General features: G+C 59.2%; 25 protein-coding genes and 1 pseudogene. 6 read left to right on the top strand and 20 right to left on the bottom strand.

Features of this window, described 5'->3' with window-relative positions; genetic code table 11:
- Window positions 1-59 precede the first annotated feature (59 nt).
- From ACK3SD_RS18685 to ACK3SD_RS18660, 6 genes are all read right to left on the bottom strand, one after another.
- Window positions 60-863, bottom strand: coding sequence for an SDR family NAD(P)-dependent oxidoreductase (locus ACK3SD_RS18685; protein WP_481127621.1), 804 nt, complete (start codon window positions 861-863; stop codon window positions 60-62).
- A 135-nt stretch (window positions 864-998) separates the two neighbouring features.
- Window positions 999-1,427 carry a TOBE domain-containing protein gene (locus tag ACK3SD_RS18680; RefSeq protein WP_137765520.1) on the bottom strand — a complete coding sequence of 143 codons (429 nt, stop codon included), beginning with the start codon at window positions 1,425-1,427 and terminating at the stop codon, window positions 999-1,001.
- An 82-nt stretch (window positions 1,428-1,509) separates the two neighbouring features.
- Complete coding sequence (locus tag ACK3SD_RS18675) at window positions 1,510-2,442, bottom strand: nucleoside recognition domain-containing protein (RefSeq protein WP_137765519.1); 933 nt, start codon at window positions 2,440-2,442, stop codon at window positions 1,510-1,512.
- A gap of 169 nt (window positions 2,443-2,611) precedes the next feature.
- A complete protein-coding gene (locus ACK3SD_RS18670) occupies window positions 2,612-3,904 on the bottom strand; it encodes an NAD(P)/FAD-dependent oxidoreductase (protein ID WP_481127620.1) in 1,293 nt (430 codons plus the stop codon).
- A 26-nt stretch (window positions 3,905-3,930) separates the two neighbouring features.
- Window positions 3,931-4,353 (bottom strand): RidA family protein, encoded by a 423-nt coding sequence (locus ACK3SD_RS18665; RefSeq protein WP_481127619.1) that lies wholly within the window; start codon window positions 4,351-4,353, stop codon window positions 3,931-3,933.
- Between the two features lie 81 nt (window positions 4,354-4,434).
- Window positions 4,435-5,571, bottom strand: a complete 1,137-nt coding sequence (locus tag ACK3SD_RS18660; RefSeq protein WP_481127618.1) for an ornithine cyclodeaminase family protein — start codon at window positions 5,569-5,571, stop codon at window positions 4,435-4,437.
- A gap of 191 nt (window positions 5,572-5,762) precedes the next feature.
- Between ACK3SD_RS18660 and ACK3SD_RS18655 the strand changes: the two genes are divergently transcribed.
- Together ACK3SD_RS18655 and ACK3SD_RS18650 are read left to right on the top strand one after the other, a co-directional pair.
- The gene (locus tag ACK3SD_RS18655; RefSeq protein ID WP_481127617.1) at window positions 5,763-6,593 is read left to right on the top strand and encodes an AraC family transcriptional regulator; all 831 of its coding nucleotides are present in this window, start codon (window positions 5,763-5,765) and stop codon (window positions 6,591-6,593) included.
- A gap of 152 nt (window positions 6,594-6,745) precedes the next feature.
- A complete protein-coding gene (locus ACK3SD_RS18650) occupies window positions 6,746-8,131 on the top strand; it encodes an APC family permease (RefSeq protein ID WP_481127616.1) in 1,386 nt (461 codons plus the stop codon).
- Between the two features lie 30 nt (window positions 8,132-8,161).
- Here the strand turns inward: ACK3SD_RS18650 and ACK3SD_RS18645 are convergent, their stop codons facing one another.
- Together ACK3SD_RS18645 and ACK3SD_RS18640 are read right to left on the bottom strand one after the other, a co-directional pair.
- Window positions 8,162-9,250: a tartrate dehydrogenase gene (locus tag ACK3SD_RS18645; protein WP_481127615.1), complete on the bottom strand. Its 1,089-nt coding sequence runs from the start codon at window positions 9,248-9,250 to the stop codon at window positions 8,162-8,164.
- A gap of 17 nt (window positions 9,251-9,267) precedes the next feature.
- The gene (locus tag ACK3SD_RS18640) at window positions 9,268-10,575 is read right to left on the bottom strand and encodes an MFS transporter (protein ID WP_481127614.1); all 1,308 of its coding nucleotides are present in this window, start codon (window positions 10,573-10,575) and stop codon (window positions 9,268-9,270) included.
- Between the two features lie 123 nt (window positions 10,576-10,698).
- Here ACK3SD_RS18640 and ACK3SD_RS18635 point away from each other — a divergent pair, with 123 nt between their 5' ends.
- The gene (locus ACK3SD_RS18635; RefSeq protein WP_481127613.1) at window positions 10,699-11,607 is read left to right on the top strand and encodes a LysR family transcriptional regulator; all 909 of its coding nucleotides are present in this window, start codon (window positions 10,699-10,701) and stop codon (window positions 11,605-11,607) included.
- A gap of 515 nt (window positions 11,608-12,122) precedes the next feature.
- Here the strand turns inward: ACK3SD_RS18635 and ACK3SD_RS18630 are convergent.
- The 5 genes and pseudogenes from ACK3SD_RS18630 to ACK3SD_RS18610 all read right to left on the bottom strand — a co-directional run.
- Window positions 12,123-12,515 (bottom strand): annotated as a pseudogene (locus ACK3SD_RS18630) (malonate decarboxylase subunit alpha); the annotation flags it as partial.
- A gap of 176 nt (window positions 12,516-12,691) precedes the next feature.
- A complete protein-coding gene (locus tag ACK3SD_RS18625) occupies window positions 12,692-13,069 on the bottom strand; it encodes a cupin domain-containing protein (protein WP_137765494.1) in 378 nt (125 codons plus the stop codon).
- 68 nt (window positions 13,070-13,137) lie between these two features.
- Window positions 13,138-13,980 (bottom strand): PRD domain-containing protein, encoded by an 843-nt coding sequence (locus tag ACK3SD_RS18620; RefSeq protein WP_481127612.1) that lies wholly within the window; start codon window positions 13,978-13,980, stop codon window positions 13,138-13,140.
- A gap of 28 nt (window positions 13,981-14,008) precedes the next feature.
- Entirely contained in the window at window positions 14,009-15,475 is a 1,467-nt protein-coding gene (locus ACK3SD_RS18615; protein WP_481127611.1) for a glycoside hydrolase family 1 protein, read from the bottom strand.
- A complete protein-coding gene (locus ACK3SD_RS18610; RefSeq protein WP_481127610.1) occupies window positions 15,472-17,307 on the bottom strand; it encodes a beta-glucoside-specific PTS transporter subunit IIABC in 1,836 nt (611 codons plus the stop codon). Before ACK3SD_RS18610 ends, ACK3SD_RS18615 begins: the two co-directional genes overlap by 4 nt.
- Window positions 17,308-17,580: 273 nt before the next feature.
- Here ACK3SD_RS18610 and ACK3SD_RS18605 point away from each other — a divergent pair, with 273 nt between their 5' ends.
- Window positions 17,581-18,312: an AzlC family ABC transporter permease gene (locus ACK3SD_RS18605; RefSeq protein ID WP_481127609.1), complete on the top strand. Its 732-nt coding sequence runs from the start codon at window positions 17,581-17,583 to the stop codon at window positions 18,310-18,312.
- A complete protein-coding gene (locus ACK3SD_RS18600; protein WP_481127608.1) occupies window positions 18,309-18,602 on the top strand; it encodes an AzlD family protein in 294 nt (97 codons plus the stop codon). The genes ACK3SD_RS18605 and ACK3SD_RS18600 overlap by 4 nt, the downstream gene beginning before the upstream one ends.
- Before the next feature lie 146 nt (window positions 18,603-18,748).
- Here the strand turns inward: ACK3SD_RS18600 and ACK3SD_RS18595 are convergent, their stop codons facing one another.
- Genes ACK3SD_RS18595 through ACK3SD_RS18570 form a run of 6 tightly spaced genes read right to left on the bottom strand, consistent with a single transcriptional unit; the run spans window position 18,749 to window position 22,104 of the window.
- Window positions 18,749-19,141 (bottom strand): DUF943 family protein, encoded by a 393-nt coding sequence (locus tag ACK3SD_RS18595; protein ID WP_481127607.1) that lies wholly within the window; start codon window positions 19,139-19,141, stop codon window positions 18,749-18,751.
- Window positions 19,142-19,167: 26 nt separating this feature from the next.
- Window positions 19,168-19,560 (bottom strand): DUF943 family protein, encoded by a 393-nt coding sequence (locus ACK3SD_RS18590; protein ID WP_481127606.1) that lies wholly within the window; start codon window positions 19,558-19,560, stop codon window positions 19,168-19,170.
- A gap of 50 nt (window positions 19,561-19,610) precedes the next feature.
- Complete coding sequence (locus tag ACK3SD_RS18585; RefSeq protein ID WP_481127605.1) at window positions 19,611-20,009, bottom strand: DUF943 family protein; 399 nt, start codon at window positions 20,007-20,009, stop codon at window positions 19,611-19,613.
- A 55-nt stretch (window positions 20,010-20,064) separates the two neighbouring features.
- Window positions 20,065-20,457 carry a DUF943 family protein gene (locus ACK3SD_RS18580; protein WP_481127604.1) on the bottom strand — a complete coding sequence of 131 codons (393 nt, stop codon included), beginning with the start codon at window positions 20,455-20,457 and terminating at the stop codon, window positions 20,065-20,067.
- Between the two features lie 26 nt (window positions 20,458-20,483).
- The gene (locus tag ACK3SD_RS18575) at window positions 20,484-20,876 is read right to left on the bottom strand and encodes a DUF943 family protein (protein ID WP_481127603.1); all 393 of its coding nucleotides are present in this window, start codon (window positions 20,874-20,876) and stop codon (window positions 20,484-20,486) included.
- Entirely contained in the window at window positions 20,869-22,104 is a 1,236-nt protein-coding gene (locus tag ACK3SD_RS18570) for a PAAR domain-containing protein (RefSeq protein WP_481127828.1), read from the bottom strand. Before ACK3SD_RS18570 ends, ACK3SD_RS18575 begins: the two co-directional genes overlap by 8 nt.
- 29 nt (window positions 22,105-22,133) lie before the next feature.
- Between ACK3SD_RS18570 and ACK3SD_RS18565 the strand changes: the two genes are divergently transcribed.
- Window positions 22,134-22,442, top strand: a complete 309-nt coding sequence (locus tag ACK3SD_RS18565; RefSeq protein ID WP_481127827.1) for a hypothetical protein — start codon at window positions 22,134-22,136, stop codon at window positions 22,440-22,442.
- Window positions 22,443-22,584: 142 nt separating this feature from the next.
- Here ACK3SD_RS18565 and ACK3SD_RS18560 read toward each other — a convergent pair whose 3' ends face one another.
- Entirely contained in the window at window positions 22,585-24,126 is a 1,542-nt protein-coding gene (locus ACK3SD_RS18560; protein ID WP_481127826.1) for a methyl-accepting chemotaxis protein, read from the bottom strand.
- Window positions 24,127-24,364 lie beyond the last annotated feature (238 nt).

The following is a 24,364-nucleotide window of genomic DNA, read 5'->3' as shown; positions in this document are numbered from 1 at the left end:
ATCGCCATTAATGATTTTAACTATCATCTGCGGTGATATCAGCGCGGGGGGGGTTGGGTTCAGTTACGGTAGCGTGCCGCTGGCTGGTTGCCGGAGAGCTGGTTGATCATCGCCTGACGCGCGCTTTCAAAGGCGTCCCACGGCTGCTCGGAGGGCAGTGAAGGGATGGTAATCAGTTCACCACGGTTGAACCCCACCAGTGCCGCGTCCACCATATCCTGCGCGCTCATCACAATCGACGGGTCGAGTTGCGTCAGCGGCAGGCCGCCATTGTCCCAGAATGGGGTCGCGGTGGCACCGGGCAGCACGGCCTGCACCTGGATGCCTTTATCCGCCAGCTCATGGTGCAGGGACTGGCTGAATGCCAGTACGTAGGCTTTGCTACCACCGTAGACCCCATTCAGCAATTCCGGCGCGATGCTGACAATCGAGGCGATATTGATGATGCCGCCCTGTCCGCGCGCCACAAATCCCGGCACCACGGCGTAGGTCAGGCGGGTCAGCGCGGTGATGTTGAGGCCAATCATTGCTTCCATCCGATCCACATCGCTCTCCAGCAACGGCGTGTGCGTACCGATACCGGCATTGTTGACCAGCAGGGTGATGCTGGCGTCTTGCCGGATCTTCTCCTCCAGCGCGGCCAGTTGGGCCGAATCGTTCAGGTCAGCGGCCACCACCTCCACGCTGCGCGAGGTATCGGCGGTGATATGGCTGGCCATCTGGTTCAGGCGGTTATGGTTGCGGGCAACGATGATCAGGTCATAGCCCATGCGGGCCAGCCGTCCGGCGTAGATGGCACCCATGCCAGTGGAGGCGCCAGTGATGACGGCAGTGCCGCGAGAGGTGTGGGTAGAGTGGCTCATGATGTTCTCCTGCTTGAGGTGAGTGGGGTCAGTGAGAACATCTTAAGGCAAAACAATTTGGCTTAAATGACGTACAGGGTTGTGATTCAGGACATAACGCGGCCGCCAGCTTGTCGGCGGCGACCGCCATATTACTTATTGTTTGACCGCCACCAGCACTGAGGAGGCTTTGACCAGCGCGATGACCCGCTTGCCGCTCTCCAACGCCATCTCCTCCAGGCTCTCATTGGTGATCACCGCGGTCAGCTCGAGGCCAGAATCAGTCTTCACTTTGACGTTGGCGTTAACTGCGCCCTGCTCTATCCGGCTGATTTCGCCAGTGAAGTGGTTGCGGGCAGAGAACAGCAACCCGCAGTCGGCTGATGCCAGCATCACCCATGACGCCTTGATCAGCGCCATCACCTCGCGTCCCGGCTGCAAGCCCAGCGCCTGTTGACTGTGGCTGGTAACAATGGCGGTCAGTTTGTCGCCGCCTGCCAGCGTAATTTCTACTTCGTCATTCACCGCGCCGCTGGAGAGCGCGGTGACGGTGCCGGTCAATTGGTTACGTGCTGATACGGGCATAGGAACCTCAATAAACAGGGAGTGTGCCTCTACCTTAGTCAGGCCGCCGCCGTAACGCAAAGCCGCGCAACAGGTTTGGCGGTCAAAACAGCAACATATGCAGGACGCCGCGCACCACAATTCCCACCAGCGCGCCGACGATGGCGAAGCGGGCCACCCGCGCCACGCGAAAGCCCGCGCCGAGCATGATCCCCAGCCCCGGCAGATCCAGCGTCTGTACCAGCCAGCCGGTGGAGGCGTTGAGCATCTGCGCATTGATCTTGCCACTTTGCAACAGGTCAGTGGCGACGCCCAGATAGGCAGTGCCGCCAGCGAGGCACTTCACCAGCGTCGGCATTACCAGCACGGTGGAGATGTGCAGGGTAGAGAGCAGCGGCGAGAGCGCCTGCTCCAGTAGCGTGATCATCCCGGCGGCCTTCAAGATTCCTACCACGGTCATCGAGAGGATCAGCATCGGGATGGCGCCCAGCGCCAGTGAGATCGCTTCTGAACCGCCGCTGTTGATGATGCTGATCAGCCCCTTTTTCTGCGGCGAGTGCACCTCCGCGTCATCCGGCGAGATCACCTCCTTCATCGGCAGCTTGCGCGCCAGCAGGTGCCAGGTGACCGCACCGGCCACCAGCCCGCCCGCCACTGAAATCAGGATGGCGGCCAGCCAGTGCAGCCCCATCGGCGTCAGCGGATAGAGTACGTTGGCCTGCCCCATCGCAAACAGCATCGCCAGCGTGGCGGCCAGATGGCGGTCAGAGACCCCCTTGCGCTCCATCATCGCCAGCGTCGCCACCGGCGCGGCAAAGCTGACAAAGTTGAGTTGGATCAGCGCAAACAGGCTCAGCCCGGTCAGGCCAAAGGGTTTTAGCAGCGGCGCTGTCCAGTTGATGATTCTAGCCAGCACGCCAAGGGACTCCAGGTACTTCATCAGGATCAGCATCACTACCATCACTGGCACCAGCGTGTAGAGGGCGATGTCCACGGCGGTGCGCCCGGCGTCCATAATGATCTGTATGATATTCAAAGCATTCTCCATGTGCCATGCGCGGCCGGGGGCGCGGGGGCAAAATTCCCTATGGGTGGTGGGACGGGTGGCAATTAGGTTTGGGGGAGTTCTGTTATAGGCCGCAAACGATTAAATAGCAATATGGCGATCGGGCAGACTGCGCCCCACCGGGGCGGGGCGCAGGGGATCAGAAACGGTCGAAGCGGTAGGGTGTGGGGTCAATGATCGGCGTCTGATTGGCGACCAAATCTGCCGCCAGTTGCCCGGCCGCCGGTGAGGTGCCAAAGCCGTGGCCGGAGAAGCCGGTGGCGAGCGTCAGGCCGGGCAGTGACGCCACCGGGCCAATCACCGGGTTGGAGTCCGGCGTCACATCGATGGTGCCGGCCCACGCCTGCTCCACCTCCGCCCGCTCGAACACCGGCCAGGCGGCACGCAGGTTAGCCAGCGCCTCCTGGTTCAGGGCCGGGTTAACTTGCGGGTCGAGGGTGCGTACCTGCTCAAAGGGCGAGCGCCCGCTGGCCTTCCAGCGGCGCGGCAACGCCACATCCCGCAGGAAGTTTTTGCCCAGCGAGATGCGCAAAAAATCGCGCTGGCTACGCAGTTGCGGCAGGTACTTCATCCCCAGCAGCAGGTGATCCAGCGTCAATGAGGCGTCCAGCGCGCCGCGCTGGGTAATGATAAAGCCGCCATCGTGGTGTTTGCGGAATGAGAAGTCTGGCGCGCCCACCGCAATCTCCGTCGGCCCCGCCATCGGTTTGGTGCGCAGCACCGAGCAGATCAGCGGCAGCGTCGGCAGGGAGATGCCGAGGTTGCCGAGGAAACGCCGCGACCAGAGGCCACCGGCCAGCAGCACCTGATCGCAGCGGATCTCGCCCTGCTCTGTCACCACGCCGCTGACACGCCCGGCCGCGGTGGTCAGGGTACGCACCGCGCACTGCTCAAGGATGATCGCCCCTTTCGCCATCGCGGCGGCGGCAATGGCACTGGAGGCCAGCGTTGGCTCGGCGCGCCCGTCTGAGGCGGTAAAGATGCCGCCGACCCACTGTGCCTGCCCGCCCGGCACCTTCGCTGCAATCTCCTGACGGCTCAACAGCCGGGAGTCCAGCCCCAGCGGCCCGGCCGCCTGAAGCCAGCGCTCGTGCATCGCCATTTGCGCCTCTTCACGGGCGATGAACATGATCCCCGCCTGCCGGTAGCCGACGTCGCGGCCGACGCGCTCCGGCAGCGCCGCCCACAGGCGATCGGCGGCCAGCGCCAGCGGAATGTCCTCCGGCAGTCGGCTGGTTTTGCGCACCCAGCCAAGGTTGCGCGACGACTGCTCCCCGGCGAGGCGGCCCTTCTCCAGCACCACCACCGGGATATTGCGTTCAGCCAGCGCCAGTGCCGCGGTCAGGCCGACGATGCCGCCGCCGATAATCACCACCGCCGTGGAGGCGGGGAGTCGGTCAGAGGTCTGGACGGGATGGATGACAGGGGCCATAGCATATTTCCTGTTAAAAAAGGGAGTTACAGGGCGACAGTGATCTCTTTCACCTCGGCCTGTGAGGCACCGCGCCAGGCGGTCACTTCCAGCTCGAATTTATAGAGGGTCGAGCCGAGCGGTGGGCAAGTGACGGTGGTGGCCGGGTTGATGCCGCGGAACTTCTCGCCCACCAGATCCATCACCGCTGGCACATCATCCGGGTTCTGGACATAGACGCGGGAGAAGACCACGTCCGCCAGCGTGGCGTCCACCGCCGCCAGCGTCTGCTCGACGTTGGCGAACACCTGCCGCGTCTGCTCCAGCACGTCCTCGGGGATCTCCTTGGTCTGCGGGTTGCGGCCCGCGGTGTTGGAGACAAAGATCCAGTTCTCGACCGCCACAATGCGGGAGTAGCTCGCCTGCTCCTCGAATTTGGAGCCGGTTTTGACTTTGATGATTGGGTTCATGCGCATTTCCTTGGGTGAACCGGCAGCGGCTGGCTGCCGTTGATAGGTTTCCCGGCCGCCGTGGCGGCCGGGCAGAAAGGGTTAACTCAGGACGGGGGTTTCCCACAGGTTGAGCGTGACGCCGATGCCCTTCGCCCGCGCGTTGCGGTAGACCACCGTGCCCCAGGCGACATCCTCGACCGGCATCCCGCCCACGGACATGATGATGATCTCCTCATCGTTGCGGCGGCCCGGCGCCTCGCCAGCGACAATTTTGCCGATGTCCTCCAGCTGGTCACGCGTCATCTTGCCCTCCGCCACCATGTCCATAAACCGCACGCCGATCACCGGAATGGTGTGGTGCGCGGGCTTCGGCACCTCCTCAAACCACGCCTCATACAGGCCGGTGTTGTCCAGCACCTTGCGCACGTCGGGCTGCTCCATGCCCTCGTCGATGTTGCAGAGCGCTGGCATCGCCAAAAATGCGCCGGGCTTCACCCACTCGCGCTTGACGATGGGATAGGTGGCCGGGTCACCCACCTCGCCGGAGCTGCAATAGGTGACGATATCTGCGCCGCGCACCACCTCCTCCAGCGTGTTGACCACCCGCACCGTGGTGATCTGCGGGTAGGTGGCGTTCAGCCAGGAGATGAAGTGATCGAGGCTTTTCTGGCCGCGCCCTTGCACTTGAATGGTGTCGAGTTGCGGGCAGACGGCAATGAAGGCCGCTACCGTGGTCTTGCCCATCACTCCGGGGCCGGAGAGGCCAATCACCTTGGCATCGCGCCGCGCCAGATGCCGTGCGCCGACGCCCGGCACGGCCCCGGTGCGGTAGGCGGAGAGCAGGTTGGCGGACATGTGGGCCAGCGGCGCGCCGGTGTCGGCGTCATTCAGGGTGAACATCAGGATCGAGCGCGGCAGCCCCTTCTCCTTGTTGGCGATGTTGGAGCCATACCACTTGACGCCAGCGGTACAGAAGTTGCCGCCCAGATAGGCCGGCATCGCCATCAGGCGGCGGTCAGCGGTGGGCTTGGGCATGGTGGGGAACGGCGAGTGCTCCGGGAAGGTCACCATCGCGCCGTGGGAGTCATTGTTCGCACCCGCCATGCGGTAGTCGCCGTGATAGAGCAGGCCGAACATCTCTTCCATGGTATCGACGCAAGCGGGCATGTCGGTGACGCCAGCCCGGATCATGTCCTGCTCGGACAGGTAGATAAAATCAATGTTGGTGTCAGTCATGCCGGTTGCCCTCGTGATTAAGCCAATGTTGTCCTGTCTGAAAAGCGGGATGGCAGCCGGTGCCCTCCGCTGATGCGTCTATCAATAGCGCGGGCGGCGATGGCCTGTATTGAATATTTGCGACATGGCGAAAGGGAGCTGGCACTGGCCTTGCATCCTGACATGACCCCTTACCGTTGCAGGAACTGCCGATGACCCATGCCCACCCCGCCGCGCCGCGCGCCATCCACCCGGAGCAACCCTGGTTTGTGCTGAGCGCCGCGCAGCACTACCACTATGCCGCCTCCAGCCATCCGGCGATTTCCCACTTCTACAGCTTTACGGTGGCGGAGTCGGTGAATGCCGCGCTGGCAATCCCGGATGGCTGCGTGGACATCGTGATTGACTGCGACGCCCCACGCCCGGCGGCGCGGGTGTGCGGCACCACGCTGGCGGCGCGCAGCGCGGAGTTGGTGTGCGGCCACCGCTACTTTGGCGTGCGTTTCGCACCGGGCGTGACGCCGGATTTCCTCGATCTGGTGGCAGGGGAGCTGGTGGAGCGGGAGTTCAGTTTTCTGGATGTCGCGCCGGACGCGCGCCCGGTGCTGGAGCAGATCATGCAGCAGGGGCAATTTTCGCAACAGGTGGCGCTGTTCACCCTGCACTTTACCCACCGGCTGATGCGCAAAACCTCGCCGGTGACGGCGCTGACGCTGTACGCGATGGATCAGCAGAAGGGCAATATCCGCATTGACCAGCTGGAGGGGCTGACGGGCTACACCTGCCGCACCATCCAGCGCCAGTTCCGGCAGGACACCGGCATGTCACCGAAAACCTTCTGCCGGATTTTGCGCTGCCAGTCGGCGCTCAACACCATCCACCGGCAGGCGAGCATCTCGTTTAGCGATCTGGCGCTGGATCTGGGGTTCAGCGACCAGTCGCACTTCCTGCGTGAATTCAAGCGGTTGGTCAGTGCCACCCCGGTGAGTTACCAGCGCCATATCGCTCACCACGCCTATGCCGGGCGCATATGCTACAACTGAGTGCGGCGGCATCCTTTTGGTGCAACGTTGCACCCTGAGGCTGTCCGATTTTTTCTATCGCCCCCCTGCCCGCTGGGCAATGATGCCAGGGAGTCCTCCGCCCCGGACGCGCGCCGTCTGGGTTCACTCCACCTGCATTAAGGGCATTGGCGATGAGCAACCCCACAGGTTTACGAAAAAATACCCTTGGCCTCTTCTCACTGGTCTTCTTTGTCGTCGCGGCGGCCTCACCGCTGACCGGCGTGGTGGGCGGCCTGCCGGTTGCCATCTTCACCGGCAACGGCGCGGGCATCCCGGTGATCTACATTGTCGCCTGCGCCATCCTGATGCTCTTTTCGGTGGGCTATATCGCGATGAGCCGCCACGTCACCGACTCCGGCGCTTTCTACACCTACATCTCCACCGGGCTGGGCGAAAACTGGGGCGCATCGGCCTCGGTGCTGGCGCTGATGGCCTACTTCTCCATCCAAGCGGCGGTGGTGTCGATGCTTGGCTTCTTCACCCATCTGTTTTTGGCGCAGCATTTGGGCTGGTCACTTCCTTGGTGGATGCTGAGCATGGCCTTTACCGTGATTGTCTGGGTATTGGGCATCAAACGGGTGGAGATTGGCGGCAAGGTTCTGGGCGTGCTGATGCTGGCGGAGGTGGCGATCGTGCTGCTGACCGACATCATGCTGCTGGTGAAAAAGAGCGGCCCGCTGAGCCTCGCCTCCTTTGAACCCTCGGTGTTCATGCATGGCAACCTCGGCATCGCATTTGTGTTCGCCATCGCCGCCTTTATCGGCTTTGAGTCCACGGCGATCTATGCCGAAGAGTGCCGTGACCCGAAAAAAACCGTGCCGCGCGCCACCCTCTGCGCGCTGTTGATCATCACGGTGTTCTTCTGCTTCACCAGCTGGGCGCTGGTGCAGGCGTATGGCGTCGGCCAGATTGCCGAGGTGGCACGGCAGGATCCGGGCAACTTCATCTTCACCATCACACGCCACTACGTCGGCCAGTGGGCGGTGGACACCATGTCCGTGCTGCTGATCACCAGCCTGTTCGCCGCTGCGCTGGCTTTCCACAACAACATCTCGCGCTACATCTTCAGCATCAGCCGTGACGGCCTGATCTGGAAGGAGCTGTGCGAAACCCACCCGACCAACGGCACGCCGCACAAGGCCAGCCATGCGCACAGTATGCTTCTGCTGCTGTTTTTGGCGGGAATGGGCAGCGCGAACGTTGACCCGATGGTGCACATCTTTGCCTTCGGCTCGGCCATCGCCACCCTCTGCATCATGGTGTTGCAGGTGGGCGTCTCGGCCGCGGTGATCGTCTTCTTCCGCCGCACCCCGCGCCACGGCAACAGCGGCTGGCAGGTGTTCTGGGCACCGCTGCTGGCGATGGCCGCGATGGGCGTGACGGTCATTTTGATGGTCAACAACCTGCAACTGCTAAGCGGCAGTGACTCTATACTGGTGCGCTTTATCCCGTGGCTGATCGCCGCCTGTGCGATGGCAGGCTATGTGATGTCATTGAAACGGCGGGTACGGGCGTAAAAAAGCCCCGCATGGCGGGGCGTGAAGGGGTCAAACGGTGGCGGGTTGGGTGGCGGTGGCGTCAATGTGGGCAATCACCGCCTGCGTCACCTCGGCGGTGGTGGCGTGGCCGCCCACATCCGGCGTCAGGATGCCACGGGCGCAGGCGTGCTCGACCCCCTGCATCAGGCGGGCAGCGGCTTCCGCTTCGCCCAAGTGGATCAGCATCTGGGCGGCCGTCCAGAAGGTGGCGACCGGGTTGGCGATGCCCTTACCGGTGATATCAAAGGCCGAACCGTGAATGGGTTCGAACATCGACGGGAAGCGCCGCTCCGGGTCGATATTGGCGGTGGGGGCGACACCAAGGCTACCGGCCAGCGCGCCCGCCAGATCGGAGAGGATGTCTGCGTGCAGGTTGGTTGCCACAATGGTATCCAGACTCTGCGGGTGCAGCGTCATCCGTACCGTCATGGCGTCCACCAGCATCTTGTCCCAGTGCACATCTGGGAACTCCTGCGCCACCTCGGCGGCAATCTCATCCCACATCACCATGCCATGCCGCTGGGCGTTGGACTTGGTTACCACCGTCAGCATTTTGCGTGGGCGTGACTGCGCCAGTGCAAAGGCATAGCGCATGATGCGCGTGACGCCGGTGCGGGTGAAGATGGCGACCTCGGTGCCTACCTCCTCCGGCAAACCGCGGTGCGCGCGGCCGCCGTGGCCGGAGTACTCGCCCTCTGAGTTCTCCCGCACGATCACCCAGTCCAGATCGCCGGGGCCACAGTTGCGCAGCGGCGGCACGATGCCGGGCAGGATTTTGGTCGGGCGGACGTTGGCATACTGGTCAAAGCCCTGACAGATGGGCAGCCGCAGCCCCCATAGGGTGATGTGGTCTGGCACGTCTGGCGCGCCGACTGCGCCAAAGAAGATGGCATCAAACGCCTTCAGCGTCTCCAGCCCGTCTGACGGCATCATCACGCCGTGCTGCTTGTAGTAGTCCGAACCCCAGTCAAAGGTCTCAATGGTAAAGCGCAGGTCAGAACGTTGGCGCTCCAGCGCGCGCAGCACCTCGATGCCGGCGGAAATCACTTCGGGGCCAATGCCGTCCGCCGGGATGGCGGCGATAGAGTAGTGACGCATGGTAGTCTCCTGATGGATTAAGGGGTTTTCGGGTGGGCGGCGGTCGCCTGCGGCGCGCGGCCAAGTCTGGATAGCACCAGTACCAGCACGGCGGAGAACGCCAGCAGCCCGGCGACAAAGTACAGCCCGCCGGTATAGGAGCCGGTGTTTTCGCGGATCACGCCAATCATCATCGGCCCGACAAAGCCGCCAAGGTTACCGATGGAGTTGATGGTGGCGATGCCCGCAGCGGCGGCTGGCCCAGAGAGGAACAGGGTTGGCATACTCCAGAGCGGCGGCTTGGAGGCGCTGATGCCCACGGTGACCAGTGTCAGCGCCAGAATCACCGGCAGCATGGTAGTGACGTTGCCCGCCAGCACCAGCCCGGCCGCCGCCAGCAAACAGGCACCAATCACATGCCAGCTACGCTCATTGGTGCGGTCTGAGTGCCGCGCCCAGAGGATCATGGCGATAATGCCGAACACCGCGGGCAGCGCGTTGAGGAAGCCAATCTCCAGCGAGGAGGCACCGAAGGCGTGGATAATCTGCGGCGACCAGATGCCGAGCGTATACAGCCCCGCCGACGTACCGAAGTAGACCAGCGCCAGCGCCAGTACCCGCCGGTCGGCCAGGCCGCGCCACGCGCTGCTGTGACTGTTGCCCACCGTGCGTGCCTGCTCCTCGGCCTGCATGGTGTTGTGCAGCCAGTTGCGCTCCTCCTCCGTCAGCCAGCGCGCCTTCTCCGGCCGGTCAGTCAGGAAGAACAGCACCACCACGCCAAATACCAGCGCCGGGATCGCCTCAATCACGAACATCCATTGCCAGCCAGCGTGGCCCAGCCAGCCATCCAGTTGCAGCAGCGCGCCGGAGAGCGGGGAGCCGAGCGCCGTGGAGAGCGGCGCGGCCGCCATAAAGATCGCCGTGACCTGCGCGCGCCGGGCCGCCGGGAACCAGTAGCTGAGATAGAGGATGATGCCGGGAAAGAAACCAGCCTCCGCCACGCCCAGCAAAAAGCGCAGGATGTAGAAGCTGGTGGTGCCCTGCACGAAGGCCATGCAGCCGGAAACCAGCCCCCAGGTGATCATCACCCTAGCGATCCAGATACGGGCGCCGACCTTATGCAGAATCAGGTTGGAGGGCACCTCAAACAGGAAGTAACCCAGAAAGAAGATCCCCGCGCCCAGACCAAATACCGTCGGTGAGAAGCCGAGATCCTGGTTCATGGTCAGGGCGGCGAAGCCGATGTTCACCCGATCAAGAAAGGCAATGAAGTAGAGCAGCATGATGAAGGGCACAATGCGCAGGGTGACTTTGCGCATCACCCGTTTTTCGAGGTCAGCGGTCATAAGGCAATCCTCAGTTTGTGTAGGGGATGTTATTTTTTTGTAAGCAAAATTAGTATGCTGTTTTGGCGGGTATTATCATCAGCGGCGGTTTATATAAATTATTGAGATAATCGGGAGTGAGGAATGGAACTGCACCAGCTGCGTTGCTTTATCGCGGTGGCGGAGGAGCTGCACTTTGGCCATGCCGCCCAGCGGATGGGCATGATGCCTGCCTCCTTTGGCCGCTTTATTCGCCTGCTGGAGGAGGATTTAGGCGTGCGGCTGCTGAACCGCTCGACCCGCAATGTGTCGCTGACCGCCGAGGGCACGGCTTTTTTTGGCGAGGCGGCGCAACTGGTCGCGCAGGCGGATGCGTTGGCGGCGCGCTTCCGTCAGGCTGGCAAGGCGTTGCGCCGTCCGCTGCGCATTGGCGCGATTGACAGCGCCGCCTGCGGGCTGATTCCGCACCTGCTGATGATGTGCGGGCAGGTGCGGCCAGAGCTGGAGATCCACATTACCGAGGACAAGACCGCCAACCTCATTCCGCGCCTCAAATCCGGCTGGCTGGACGTGGCCTTCATCCGCCCGCCGGAGCAGCTTGATCCCCGGCTGGAGCTGGCATTCATCGCGCGGGAGCACTGCGTGCTGGCGGTGCCGCTCGGCCATCCGCTGGCGGCACGGCGCAGTGTGACGGTGCTGGATTTTCAGGCGGAGCCGATGATTATCCCGGAGCGGCGTGCGCGGCCGCACAGCCACGATCTCACCATCTCGATCTTCAAATCCGCCGGCTTTAGCCCGCGCATCGCCCAGTATGCGGAGGAGAAACAGACTATCCTGAGCTTTGTCGCCGCCGGGCTGGGGTTGGCAATTGTGCCAGCCTCCTTCAGCAACATGAACAGCGAGGGGGTGGCCTACATTCCGTTGAAGCTGGAGAAAAGCCTAAAGGGGTTACCGTTAAGCGCTGCCTGGCTCAAGGGCGCGGCCGATCCCGCCACCCATTCGCTGCTCGCCATCATTGCCGAGCACAAGCAGTGGCTGGCGATGCACCTTTAGCGTTTTGGCAATTGGACAGGGTTCGAACCGGGGAGGTGTTACTTGGGAACTGCCCCGGCGGGTGCCGGGGCAGGAGTATCAGGACTGTGGCTGACCGACGGGGCCGCTGCCCAGCGTGCCGCCCGGTGAGGCCTGACCGCTTGGCGCATGCGGGCGACCATCCTCTTTCACCGCGCTGCTGCGGTGTGAGCAGCCTGCGAGGGCCGTGAATGTTGCGACAACCAACAGGAGCGCAGAAATTTTCTTCATGGAACCACCTTTGAGTGAAGTGAAAAAACGTCTTTCTTAAAGCGTGCAAAACCAAAGGATAGTCAATGATTTGGATTTTCACAGGTAAGGCGTTTCCGAAAATGCCACGCCCTATGCCTGATTGATCAGCCGCATCACCCGGTGGTGCTCGCCAGCCGGCAGCTGCTGGTAGGCTGGCAACAGCGCGGCGGCGGCCTCGGCCAGTGCGGCGATCAGCCCCCGTGCGGCGGCGGAGATCTGGCGGCCCTGCGGCGTGATGACGCCATGGGGGCGAGATCCACGAACAGGCGGGAGTAGAATTCGATATAGGTGTGAATGTCGCCGATCTTCAGCAGCTGCGAGACGCGCAGGCTCTGCGGGCCAGAGAAAGCGAAATCGAGTTTGCGGGCGATGCCCTTCTCAAAGATGTCTAGATGCTCGCTGCGCCCAACGCTGGGCATGATCATATGCAGGTCGTGCACGGTAGAAGGGTTCACCTCCGCCAGCATTCGCGAAAGGAAATCCGCCTGCTTCTGGTTATTCCCCTCCATCTCCACCCGGACGCCGGTCGCGGCCAGCCGCCGCTGCTTCTCCACCCGGACGCCGGTCGCGGCCAGCCGCCGCTGCTTCTCCGTGCGGCGCGTATCCCAGACGTGCGGAGATGTGTGTCCTGTCAACATTATCAGCCTCCTGAGATGGCCCATCGTGGCGATGGGCGGGATTCAGGATCCAGTGTGGCGGCCTCTGGCAAGGGCATCAATTAAGCCACGGCGCTAACCATCAGGCTGAGAGTAATGATTGGCAGGCAAAAATGTGCGGCAGATCAAAGCGTCGCCCATTTTCGGCGTCATGCGCACTAAAACTCCGACGGCTCACCCGGCAGCGGTTCAGAGATCGCCTGCCCTTCGACGCCAGCATAGGTGATCACCAGCACAGCGGGTTCATCGGTGGTATAGCCGCGGTGTGCGCTCTCCACCGTCTCATTCAGCGCCTCGCCCGCCCGCACCGTATGGGTCTCGCCGGTCTCTTTGTCCTCGACCGTCAACTGGCCGGAGAGCACATAGGCGGCATTCGGCATCGGGTGGGTGTGCCATGGCAACTCCGAGTGCGCGGGGATATGCATTTTCATCACGGTCAATTTCGGCTTACCAGCCGGGTAACGTTCATAAGTCTGGCCATTCCAGGCCTGTCCGCTGCTCAGCAGCTCTTCGGTATCAATGGATGTTGATGGCATGACATACCTCAATAGGAGAGTGTCCATTGAGTGTAGTTGCAAATAAGGGGTTGATTGGAAAGGAGAGGTCAGGCTTCACTCCCCTCCTCCGCCAGTCGGCTGATATGGATGCTGAGCCAAGTCAGTTCATCCTTTGGCAGGGTGACGGCGTATTTATCCTGGATATAGTCACGAATCGCCCAGGCGACGGCCATCGCTTGCGGGTAGAACCTCAGTAGCTCCTGGTAGAAGTCGTCACCGCCGGTTGAGGCGATGCTGCGGCTAATGATGCGCTCGGCGAAGTAGCGCAGGTGGGTGATAAAACGCTGGTAGTGCAGCGTGGTGGGGTTCAGGTCGCGCTTGAGTTTGTAACGCACAATCTCGGCGATGCGGTTCACCAGTTGCACTTGCTGGTGGGCGTCGCCATTTTCACTCTGCGCCGAAGCGTTGATCAGGTGGAAGGCGATGTGCACCGCCTCATCCTCCGCCAGCGCGACGCAAAAACGGTTGGCGACCAGCGCCCGCGCCTGCTCGCCGAGTTGATACTCGCGCGGGTAGTAGCGCTTGATCTCCCAGCTCAACTTGTTGGTCAGCGGCGCGCCGCCCTTGCTGCGCTCCACCGCGTAGAACAGGTGCTCCGCAAGGGTAAAGAACAGCACGGTGTGCAGCGGCGTTGGGTAGTGCGCTTGCGCCAGCGTGATGATGTCATGGGTGACGTCAAAAAAGGCCGCCGGGATGCGGTCGGTCAATGATAGGAAGTGGCGGGACTTCAGGGTCTCCAGCGGGATAAAGACCTGCTCGATATGCGCGATGTCCACCAGCGCACCGGGCTGGGCATTGAAGCCAATGCCCTTGCCGAACAGCACCATCTCGCGCTGTTCGTGATCCACCAGCAACATGCTGTTATTCAGTGATTTTTTGACGCGTATCACATCAGCTCCCTGCGGCCTTCCGACGCGGTTAGTCCAGATCCTGCCCATTGGAGGCGATCACCTTCTGATACCAGTAGAATGAGTCCTTGCGCAGGCGCGCCAGCGTGCCGTTGCCCTCATCATCCTGATCAACATAGATAAAACCATAACGCTTGGACATCTGCGAGGTGCCAGCGCTGATAATATCGATGGTGCCCCAACTGGTATAGCCCATCAGCTCCACGCCCTCATCCACCGCCTCTGCCATCTGCTCGAAATGCGCGCGGAAGTAGTTGATGCGGTAATCATCATGCACCTGCCCCTCCTCGACCACATCCTTCGCGCCAAGGCCGTTCTCAACAATAAACAGCGGCACACGGTAGCGGTCATACAGTTCCAGCAGCGAGATCTTCAGCCCCACCGGGTCAATCTGCCAGCCCCACTCTGACGCGGGCAGGTAGGGATTTTTTACGCCCAGAATGGTGTTACCGGCGGTGCGCTCGGCATCGGGCTGGGTCGACTCGGTCAGCGACATGTAGTAGCTGAAGGAGAGGAAATCGACCGTATGCGCCTTCAGGATCGCCAGGTCATCCGGCTGCATCTCAATCTTGATGCCGCGCCGCGCCAAATCGCGGGTGATCAGCGGCGGGTAGCTGCCAAACACCTGCACGTCGGTGTAGAAGTAGTTCTCGAGGTTCTTTTTCAGGGTGGCTTCCACATCCTCCGGGTGGCAGGTGCGGGGATAGGTGGTGAGCTTGGTGAGCATACAGCCCATCTGGCTGCCGGGAATTTTGGCGTGGCAGTCGCGCGTGACCAGCGCGGAGGCAACAAACTGGTGGTGCAGCCCCTGATAAATATCCTGCTCTGCCTGCCCCGGCGCGCTCCTCTCCGCGCGGATGCCAGCGGTGGTAAAGGGGTGGCGATGGATGCTGTCGATCTCATTGAAGGTCAGCCAGTAGCGTACCAGATCTTTATAGCGGTCAAAGCAGACGTTGCTGTAGCGCACAAAGGCGTCCAGCACGTTGCGGTGCGCCCAACCGTTGTACTTCTCACTCAGGGCCAGCGGCATCTCATAGTGTGACAGTGTCACCAGCGGCTCAATCTGGTGGCGGCGCATCTCGCGGAACAGATCCTCATAGAAGCGCAGGCCCGCTTCGTTAGGCTCGCGCTCCTCGCCGGTTGGGAAGATGCGTGTCCAGGCGATGGAGACTCGCAGCACCTTGATGCCCATCTCGGCAAACAGCGCCAGATCCTCTTTATAGCGGTGGTAGAAGTCGATGCCGCGCCGCTTCGGGTAGCGCTGGTCGTTCCGCCCATGGAGGGCATCGGCAATGTGCTCCTCTGACAGCGCCATGTGCCCGGTGTAATCCTTGGGATCAAGGTGCGCCTTATGGGCAATGGCGTCCGCGACGGACGGCCCCTTGCCATCGACATTCCATGCCCCTTCGGCCTGATTGGCGGCAATGGCCGCGCCCCATAAAAAGTGCTCGGGGAAAATTGATTTGCTGTGACTCATACGGACTCCTTAAGGATCATGATGGGATTCGGGTCGCCGACGGCGCTGGCCGACGCGGTGGGGGAGACGTGGAAACGCTCACTGTTGGCGACCACCATGATCACCACGGGGTCATAACCAGCGGTAAGCAGCGCCGCCAGGTCAAAGGTCACCAACAGGTCGCCCCGTTGAACGGTCTGGCCGGGCGCCACTTGTGGCTGGAACCCGTGGCCGTTCAGCCGGATGGTGTCGATGCCGATGTGGAAAATCAGCTCCGCGCCGTGGGTGGTGATCATGCTGACGGCATGGCCGCTCTCGAATACGCTCTCGATGGTGCCGTCCGCTGGCGCGCGCAGTTCGCCCCGCTCTGGGATCACGGCGATGCCATCGCCCATGATGCCCGCGGAGAAGACATCATCTTTTACCTGCGACAGCGGGATCACCCGCCCCTCTGCCGGGCGATGGAACGGGAACTCGCCAGCGGCTGGCTGCGGCACCTCTTTGAGTGACGCGGCCTCCTCATGCCAGAGCAGTAGCGTGGCGGTAAAGGCGATGACGAACGCCAGCCCGGCGCCCATCAGGGCGTAGAGGATGTTCCAGGCATTGTCTGGCGAGATGAACATTGAGATGCTGGCAAGGCCGGGGCCGACCAGCGCGAACGCCTCCACCGCCATCCAACCAATAAAGCCGCCGCCCACCACGCTGCCCGCGATCACCGCATAGAGCACCTTTTTGTGCAGCAGCGTGACGCCGTAGAGCGCTGGCTCTGTAATGCCGAACAGCGCCGAGAGGCCCGCGGAGAGCGCGGTGGACTTCAGCACCTTGTCACGGCACTTCAGCGCGACGGCCAGACTGGCCCCGGCCTCGGCGATGTTGTGTGCCAAGGATGCTGGCAGGTAGAGCATCTCACGGCCAAACTGGCCGAGGCTGGTGACCGCGTAGGGGATCAGCGGCTTGTGCATCCCGGCGGCGACAATGAATGGCAGGATGCCGGCCAGCACCGCCGAGGCAACAAATCCCAGCTTGCCATAGAGCCAGACGATCGCCGTCGCCAGCAGGGAGCCAGCCTCAAAGCCGAGCGGGCCGAGCAGCAGCAGCGTCACTGGCGCGGTGACCAGCAGCGAGAGCATCGGCGAAAGGAAAATGCGCAGCGCGCCCGGCGTATAGCGGTTGAACAGGCGCTCGGTCTGGGCGTAGAACAGCACGCATAAAATGGCCGGGAACACCTGTGAGGAGTAAGCGATGTTTTGCAGGTCGAGCGAGAGGAAAGTGGTGCCCTCCGCCAGCTGTTTGGACATCGCGGGCAATAGCATCACTGACACCGCCGAAACGGCCACCAGCACGTTTACCTTAAGTTTGGTGGCGGTGGTGATGGCGACCAGAATCGGCAGGAAGTAGAGCGGCGCGCTGCCGATGTTGTCCAGTACCCGATAGGTGGCGCTGTCACGGCTCAGCCAGCCGGTCATCGCCGTCAGGATCAACAGGGATTTCAGCACCCCGCCGCCAGCGATGGCTGGCACCAGCGGCTGGAAAACGCTGATGACAAAATCGACCAGCCGCGCGCCCCATCTCCCCTGTTTGGCGGGTGAGTCTGCCGTAGCTGTCGGGGCGCCCGCCATCAGCTGTTTCACCGCCTGATACACCTCCACCACCTGACTGCCGATAATCACCTGGCACTGTGCGTTGATCCGTACTCCGAGCACCCCCGGCACCCGCTCCAGCGCCGGCTGATCCACCTGCGCATTGTCGTGCAAGCTCAGCCGCAACCGGGTGGAGCAGTGCTCACAGTGCGCGATATTGCCCACCCCACCCACCCGACTGACAATCTCCTGCGCCATCTCTGCATGGTTCATCCGGCACCTCCGCGTTTGTCCAAAAAAAAAGACCTGAAGCGCCCCTTTTGCAAAGGGAGCTTCAGGTCTTGCCTGGCTAAGCCAGTAACACGCCTGCCTTAACTTCTAGGTTTTTCGGCCTACGATTGCAACCGGTTTCCCCCAGCAAACTAAAAGAGTGTGACGCCCTTGGCAAACTGCCGCGCCTGCCGAGCCATTAACCTGATCGAGCGCAAAAAATGTTGCCCGCTTCTGTGCATTACCCCTTAGAATCGGGGGCCTCAAGGAGAACCCATGAACCGCTCACTCTCTATTTCTTCACACAACCCCGCTTCCGCCGAGCTGATACGTGGGGTGCTGGCTGCCCTGCCGGTGATGATCGGCTTCCTGCCGTTTGGCCTATTACTGGGCGCGCAGGCGGCGCAGAAAGGGCTTTCCGCGCCGGAGCTGATGATGATGACCGGCCTGAACTATGCTGGCGGATCGGAGTTTGCTGCCATTGCGCTCTGGACGTCACCGCCCCACGTCCTGACGATCGTGCTGGTGAGCCTATTGGTCAACAGCCGCCACCTGCTGATGGGCGCGGCGCTGGCCCCCTACCTGAGCCACTTGCCGCTGCGCAAGGCGCTGCCCGCGCTGTTCTTCATGTGTGATGAGAGCTGGGCGCTGGGCATGGCCGATGCCAGCGAGCGCCGGGCGCGCGGGATGACGCCCGCGATGAGTCTGGCATTCTATGCCGGGCTGGCGGGCGCGCTCTGGCTGACCTGGATTATCTCAACCGGCTGTGGCGTGCTGATTGGCCCGGCGCTGGGTGACGTCACCCGCTGGGGCTTCGACATGGCCTTCCCGGCGGTGTTTTTTGTGCTGCTGCGCGGCATGTGGAAAGGATTGCGCGTCGGCCTGCCGTGGCTGGTAAGCCTGATCGCCGCAGGCACGACCTGGCATTGGTTGCCCGGCGCGGCCTATGTCCCGGTCGGCGCGCTGGCCGGCCTCGCGACCATCTTCCTGATGAGCAAAAACGCATGATCTCACTGACTGTCGTCACCATCACCCTGATGGCGCTGGCAACCTACCTGACGCGCGTCACGGGTTACCTGCTGTTACGTGACCGCACCCTCGGCCCACGCGCCAAAGCCGTCATGGACGCCGCGCCCGGCTGCGTGCTGATCACCGTAATCGCCCCGCACTTCGTCACTGCCAACCCCGCCGATCTGCTGGCGCTGGCCATCTCGCTGCTCGCCGCCATGCGCTTCTCACTGCTGCCAGTGGTGATGATCAGCGTCGCCGCTGCCGGCCTGTTACGGCATTTGTTGTAATGGGGGGAGAGGAGCAGTTTGTGAAAAAGGAGATATTCTAAGTTAGCAAACCCTTGCAAGCATCTTATTCAATGTCGGATACGGAGTTCAGATAAGGCTTCGTGTAAAAAAGGATCTCAAGAAGATCCTTTTTGAAACCTTAACGTCTACCAATAAAACTGACCTGTGTTCTGGCTCCATCCAATCCAGCGAAGCGGTTTTTTTTCAATGCACCGTGCAGCAACGGGCATATCATCAAAGCACAACAAATCAGAATCTTCATCCGTTTGTCTGTCGATACGATACCCATCCCCAAAGTCCATAATGTTCACACTGTAATAACCATCTTTAGACTTGTGTGGAATCCCGTATTTCGCTTTGATCATGGCCTTATTAGCTTTCCACCAATCTATCTGACGACTTTTCAGGTGCGGAAAATGCCTTACCAATATTGTATTACCCTCATGCACCGCTACAATTTCAACGGGAGTCAGGTACTGCCACAACGTATAGTCACAGGCCGCAACCGCGACAACACCTGCAATCAGCCGCTTATTCACCCCACCTCCTTTTCATATGGAAAAAATTATCGATAAAACTGACCGCTATTTTTGCTCCAGCCAATCCAGCGAAGTCTGTTTTTTCTAATACATCGTGCATCTACATGCATATCATTAAAGCAAAGTAAATCTGAATCTTCATCCGTGCCTTGATCAACGCGATAACCATCACCATAATCCATAATAAATACTTGGTAGAAGCCCTCCTCAGATATGTGAGGAACCCCATATTTTGCCTTTATCATATCCTTATTGGCCTCCCACCAAGCTATCTGACGAGTTTTCAGATACGGAAAATTCCTGACAAGAATAACATCGTCGCTATGTACTGCAACAATCTCAACGGGTGTAAGACACTGCCAGAGCAGGTAGCTACAGCTTGCTGCTGCAATAAAGCTCACAATCAATCGCTTATTCAACATATCTCCCTCTCATATGGAAAAATCGCTTAAGAGAAATATCTATTAATTTAATATGATCGATAGATAAAACCAGTATTTTTGCTAAACCTAATCCAAAGTCGAGGTTTTTTTTCAATACATCGAGCATCTACAACCATTTCATCAAAGCAAAGCAGGCCTGAGTCTTGGTCTGTGCCACTGTCGACACGATAGCCATTACCAAAGTCCATAATATGCACGCTGTAATAATCATTTTCAGATTTGTATGGAATTCCATATTTTGTTTTTATCATGTCCTTGTTGGCTTCCCACCATGCAATTTGCCGGCTTTTAAAGTAGGGGAAGTGTCTAACCAGTATGGTATCTTCGTCGTGAACGGCCACGATCTCAACGGGTGTACAATACTGCCAGAGCAGATAGCTACAGCTTGCAGCCACGATAATGCTTATGATTAGTCGCTTATTCACCCTCCCTCCTTTCCATATAAAAAAACTTTCAAAAAAATTATATATGAATCTTATATCATCGATAAAAAAAGCCAGTGTTCTGGCTAGACATAATCCAAAATCGTGGTTTTTTTTCGATACATCTGGCTTCTACTGGCATCTTATCAAAACACAGCAAGTCAGAATCTTCATCCGTACCGCGATCAACGCGATAACCTTTGCCAAAGTCCATAATAACCACAGTGTAATAATTATCTTCAGTTTTACGTGGGATGCCGTATTTTCTCTGAATCATATCGTTATTATTTTCCCACCACGCAATTTGCTGGCTTTTTAAGTAGGGGAAATGCCTGACCAATATGGTGTCTTCGTCATGAACGGCCACGATCTCAACGGGTGTAAAATACTGCCAGAGCAGATAACCACTGGCCGCAACCGCGATAACACCTGCAATCAGTCGCTTATTCACCCCACCTCCTTTCCATATGGAAAAAATTATCGATAAAACTGACCCCTATTTGGACTCCAGCCAATCCAGCAAAGCGGATTTTTTTCAATGCATCGTGCATCTACATGCATATCATTAAAGCAAAGTAAATCTGAATCTTCATCCGTGCCTTGATCAACGCGATAACCATCACCATAATCCATAATAAATACTTGGTAGAAGCCATCCTCATATATGTGAGGAACCCCATACTTTGCCTTTATCATATCCTTATTGGCCTCCCACCAAGCTATCTGACGAAATTTTAGATACGGAAAATTCCTGACAAGAATAAAATCGTCGCTATGTACTGCAACAATCTCTACAGGTGTCAGATACTGCCAGAGTAAATAGCCACAGCTTGCTGCTGTGATAACACCTGCTATCAATCGTTTATTCATCCTGCCTCCCGGTAATTTCTATAGTGGTATTCATCTCGGTGATAAATGGTCTGTAGCCATATTCATCCCAATGCTGAAGCGCGAACCATAATCGGAAGATGCGAAACTCGCGGTATATAGGGTTCAGGATGTCAGCAATATCAAGGCCGAAATGATCTTGGATTTGATAATGTACCCTTGCTCGATAAGAGTTACCCTCGACTTCCAGTGATTTGAGTGTGATATGTGTCGCCCAGGTATCATGGACTGAAATTACCAGTCCGTTAGTACGGTCGAGTGGGCTGTCAAATTTAGGCAGAATTGACGATCTAACGGTCTCAAAATCCCCTTCTTCATTAAATAAAACATCCTTTTTAGCAAGCGGAATAAATCCATATTCATAATTAATAACATCTTCCAGAGCACCTTTAATCTTTAGCAAAGAACTTTTTTTTGAATGATCGCCCAGGATCTGCTCTTTCAGCGCCCTGTCCAGCAATGGACTGCTGTACGGCGTGCCGCTGTTCTCCTGCATATGGTTAATCATTTTCGTAATAAGCTCTTTGTAAGGGCCATGAAATGAGAACATATGCGCCAGTTCCCGGAACTCATCAAACATGAGACGTGCGCTTTCATCACGACTGACTGCTTCTTCCATCAGGCTGCCCGGATAAAACCCGTTATACGGAGTGGCAGTAACAGGGGGTATCAGGGTGAGCGTATAGGGGTTAACTTTCGCCGAAATGTCCGTCAAACCAAAACGCGCTTTCAGCTCGGCCTCGCTAAGGTCGCCGCACTGCATATCCTTTGCGCCGTAATCATCCATCGTACGCTGAGTGGCATAGATAAGCGCCGGGATGGGCATCGGTTCAAGCCCCTTCTCTTTTGCCTCGATAAGTTTCATTTTGCGCGCTTCCTGTTCCCGCTCTGCCACGCGACCGGCGTTGCAGTCACTGTCATAGGTATGCGAGAGGACTGACGGAATAAACCGGGCGCGACAGGGGCAGGAGCTATAGCTGTCCAGCGAACCCGCCCACTCTTTCAACTCTCCGCTCACCTGGTAGGTATCCCCCATGCCGCCGCAGACACGGAACCGCCCTTCATGCTTTCCACAGGTTACCGGGTCACCCTCCCTGACCTGCTGCCTCACAATGCCGCCTATTTCGTAGGTGTCATCAGAGGCACCAGCAAGAATGCGTCCCCCGCAGGTGGTTTTATCCAGGTGATACAGAAAAAATCCTATTGCCATAATCCCACACCAATTTAATGGTTATAAAATTGGCGCATCATAACTTACTTGCAGATGGGATCAATCTGGGCCTCATCAAAATGGCGGAAGTCCGCTCCGAAAGTATGGAATTATCACCCGAAGGTATCCATGCAAGGCATATTCTTAATGAAACCTATCATGAATGTGCTGGAAAACATCTGTCAGCGGCATTCTTGCGGGATGAACAGAGTTTCAGAACAGGCAACGCCAGCCTCTGTGTCAAACAGGTTAATCCGTCAGCCGGAACTCACTCCCCAAAAAAGCAGGGAACTATGGCGGCATCCCTGATGCTGAAAAACGGGTGGCTAGCTAAATAGAAGGACTTGCCACGCGATGAGGGAAATCGGTCGTTAGATGGCAAGAGCAGTCGATGCTCTATAGCGTGAGAGGCTGAAGATCAACGGGTGATGGTTGTCGCCTATCGACATAAAAAAGCCCGCTTACGCGGGCTTGAGAAGGTTATTGGCGGAGGGTGAATACCGCCACTGTCTGGCGCAGTCGGCTGGATTGCTCCTCGAGCGAGGCGGCTGCCGCGGCGACCTCCTCCACCAGCGCGGCGTTGTGCTGCGACACCTCATCCATCTGCGTTACCGCCGTGTTGACCTGACCGATGCCGTGGCTCTGCTCCTGCGTGGAGACGGCAATCTCCCCCATGATGCGGGTGACGTTCTGGATCGCGTTGCCGATGCGCTCCATGCTCTCGCCAGCCTGCGCCACCAGTTTGCTGCCGGTGCTGACCCGCGTGTCCGCCTGCTCAATCAATCCACGGATATCTTTGGAGGCGGCGGCGGAACGCTGCGCCAAATTGCGCACCTCGGCGGCCACCACCGCAAAGCCCCGTCCCTCTTCGCCAGCGCGTGCCGCTTCTACCGCCGCGTTTAACGCCAGAATATTGGTCTGGAAGGCAATGCTCTCAATCATGCTAATGATGCTGGCAATGCGGTCTGACCCCTCTTCAATGCCGGCCATGGTGCCGATCACCTCATTCACGATGCCATTGCCCTCAGAGACAATCTGGCGCGCTGCCTGCGCCAGCTCGTTGACCTGACCGGCATTGTCAGAGGTCTGGCGAACGGTAATGGTCAGCTGTTCCATGCTGGCGGCCGTCTCACCCAGTGAGGAGGCCTGCTCCTCGGTACGGGCAGAGAGATCCCGGTTGCCGGAGGCGATCTCCTTGGCGGCGTGCGCCACCGCGTCACTGGCATCACGCACCTGGCCGATGGTATCGGCCAACGAGCGGCGCATACTCTCCAGCGCTTCCATCATTGCGCCAATCTCATCCTGACGGGCTGCCACCACCGGCGTCTGCAACTGGCCGCGGGCGATCTCCAGACAGTGGGTGCGGGCGCGATCAATGGCTCCCAGCAGGCGTGTCTTCATCAGGCGCACCACTGCCGCCAGCGTCAGCAGGAACAGTACGGAGAACACCGCGAGGCAGAGCAGGCTGAAGTGGAAATCAGACTGGGCCTTCTCGTTCAGTGAATGGGCATACTCTTCGCGGAAAGCCAGCAGCGCATCCAGCGAGATCTCAAACTGGCGATCCAGCGCTGGTACTTGGCCGGTGATCAGGCCATTGACCTGCGCGCTGTCACCCTCGCGCACGGCGGCCATCAGCGGCTGGAGCGCCTGATCGTGGTAAGCCTGCCAGCGATGGGCAAAGGCATCCGCCAGAGGCTGTTCGCCCGGTTGCTTTGGCCAGCCTTGGTATGCGGCGAACGCCTGTTTCGCCAGGCCATAGACTCGCTCCGCCTTCTGTAAGGAAGCGGTGGCCTCCGCGCTGTTCCCCTGTGCCTGATAGGCAAGGGCCTGGGCCGTATGTACCCGCAGGGTGCGGCTGTGGTTAATGGTATCGACAATGGACAACACCACCCGAATCTCGCGGTTGACATCATTCAGGGAGTGGTTGCTGCGTTGCAGGTAATAACTGCTGATGGCGATGCTGGTAAAAAACAGGATAGAGAGAAAAATCAGGGAAAACAGAGTAAAACGCCGGATAGACATAGTGGAAACCTGCTCAAGACGTTAAAAGGAAGTCAATAAAAGCCGAGATGGCCTGCTTCTGTTAACGGCAGCGAACAGAAAAACATGAGGGTACAGAAAAAAAGAGTGGTTCCACGTGGATAAAACATTGCGCCGTCGCATGGCTTAATTTTGTGCAGAGAGTTGGCAGCCAAATTTATCCTGTTGATGTGAATGAAGTTTATACGGATAAAATAGCATTACCATGGCTTAATGAATA

The sequence above is a fragment of the Chimaeribacter sp. YP20170169 genome (assembly GCF_056739715.1).
This window is presented reverse-complemented; position numbering and strand designations above follow the sequence as displayed.

Bases quoted from the DNA above. Each gene is read 5' to 3' on its own strand.
- ACK3SD_RS18685 (WP_481127621.1), bottom strand. From the start codon at position 863: ATGAGCCACTCTACCCACACCTCTCGCGGCACTGCCGTCATCACTGGC.
- ACK3SD_RS18680 (WP_137765520.1), bottom strand. From the start codon at position 1,427: ATGCCCGTATCAGCACGTAACCAATTGACCGGCACCGTCACCGCGCTC.
- ACK3SD_RS18670 (WP_481127620.1), bottom strand. From the start codon at position 3,904: ATGGCCCCTGTCATCCATCCCGTCCAGACCTCTGACCGACTCCCCGCC.
- ACK3SD_RS18665 (WP_481127619.1), bottom strand. From the start codon at position 4,353: ATGAACCCAATCATCAAAGTCAAAACCGGCTCCAAATTCGAGGAGCAG.
- ACK3SD_RS18660 (WP_481127618.1), bottom strand. From the start codon at position 5,571: ATGACTGACACCAACATTGATTTTATCTACCTGTCCGAGCAGGACATG.
- ACK3SD_RS18655 (WP_481127617.1), top strand. From the start codon at position 5,763: ATGACCCATGCCCACCCCGCCGCGCCGCGCGCCATCCACCCGGAGCAA.
- ACK3SD_RS18650 (WP_481127616.1), top strand. From the start codon at position 6,746: ATGAGCAACCCCACAGGTTTACGAAAAAATACCCTTGGCCTCTTCTCA.
- ACK3SD_RS18645 (WP_481127615.1), bottom strand. From the start codon at position 9,250: ATGCGTCACTACTCTATCGCCGCCATCCCGGCGGACGGCATTGGCCCC.
- ACK3SD_RS18640 (WP_481127614.1), bottom strand. From the start codon at position 10,575: ATGACCGCTGACCTCGAAAAACGGGTGATGCGCAAAGTCACCCTGCGC.
- ACK3SD_RS18635 (WP_481127613.1), top strand. From the start codon at position 10,699: ATGGAACTGCACCAGCTGCGTTGCTTTATCGCGGTGGCGGAGGAGCTG.
- ACK3SD_RS18625 (WP_137765494.1), bottom strand. From the start codon at position 13,069: ATGCCATCAACATCCATTGATACCGAAGAGCTGCTGAGCAGCGGACAG.
- ACK3SD_RS18615 (WP_481127611.1), bottom strand. From the start codon at position 15,475: ATGAGTCACAGCAAATCAATTTTCCCCGAGCACTTTTTATGGGGCGCG.
- ACK3SD_RS18610 (WP_481127610.1), bottom strand. From the start codon at position 17,307: ATGAACCATGCAGAGATGGCGCAGGAGATTGTCAGTCGGGTGGGTGGG.
- ACK3SD_RS18605 (WP_481127609.1), top strand. From the start codon at position 17,581: ATGAACCGCTCACTCTCTATTTCTTCACACAACCCCGCTTCCGCCGAG.
- ACK3SD_RS18600 (WP_481127608.1), top strand. From the start codon at position 18,309: ATGATCTCACTGACTGTCGTCACCATCACCCTGATGGCGCTGGCAACC.
- ACK3SD_RS18575 (WP_481127603.1), bottom strand. From the start codon at position 20,876: ATGAATAAACGATTGATAGCAGGTGTTATCACAGCAGCAAGCTGTGGC.
- ACK3SD_RS18570 (WP_481127828.1), bottom strand. From the start codon at position 22,104: ATGGCAATAGGATTTTTTCTGTATCACCTGGATAAAACCACCTGCGGG.
- ACK3SD_RS18560 (WP_481127826.1), bottom strand. From the start codon at position 24,126: ATGTCTATCCGGCGTTTTACTCTGTTTTCCCTGATTTTTCTCTCTATC.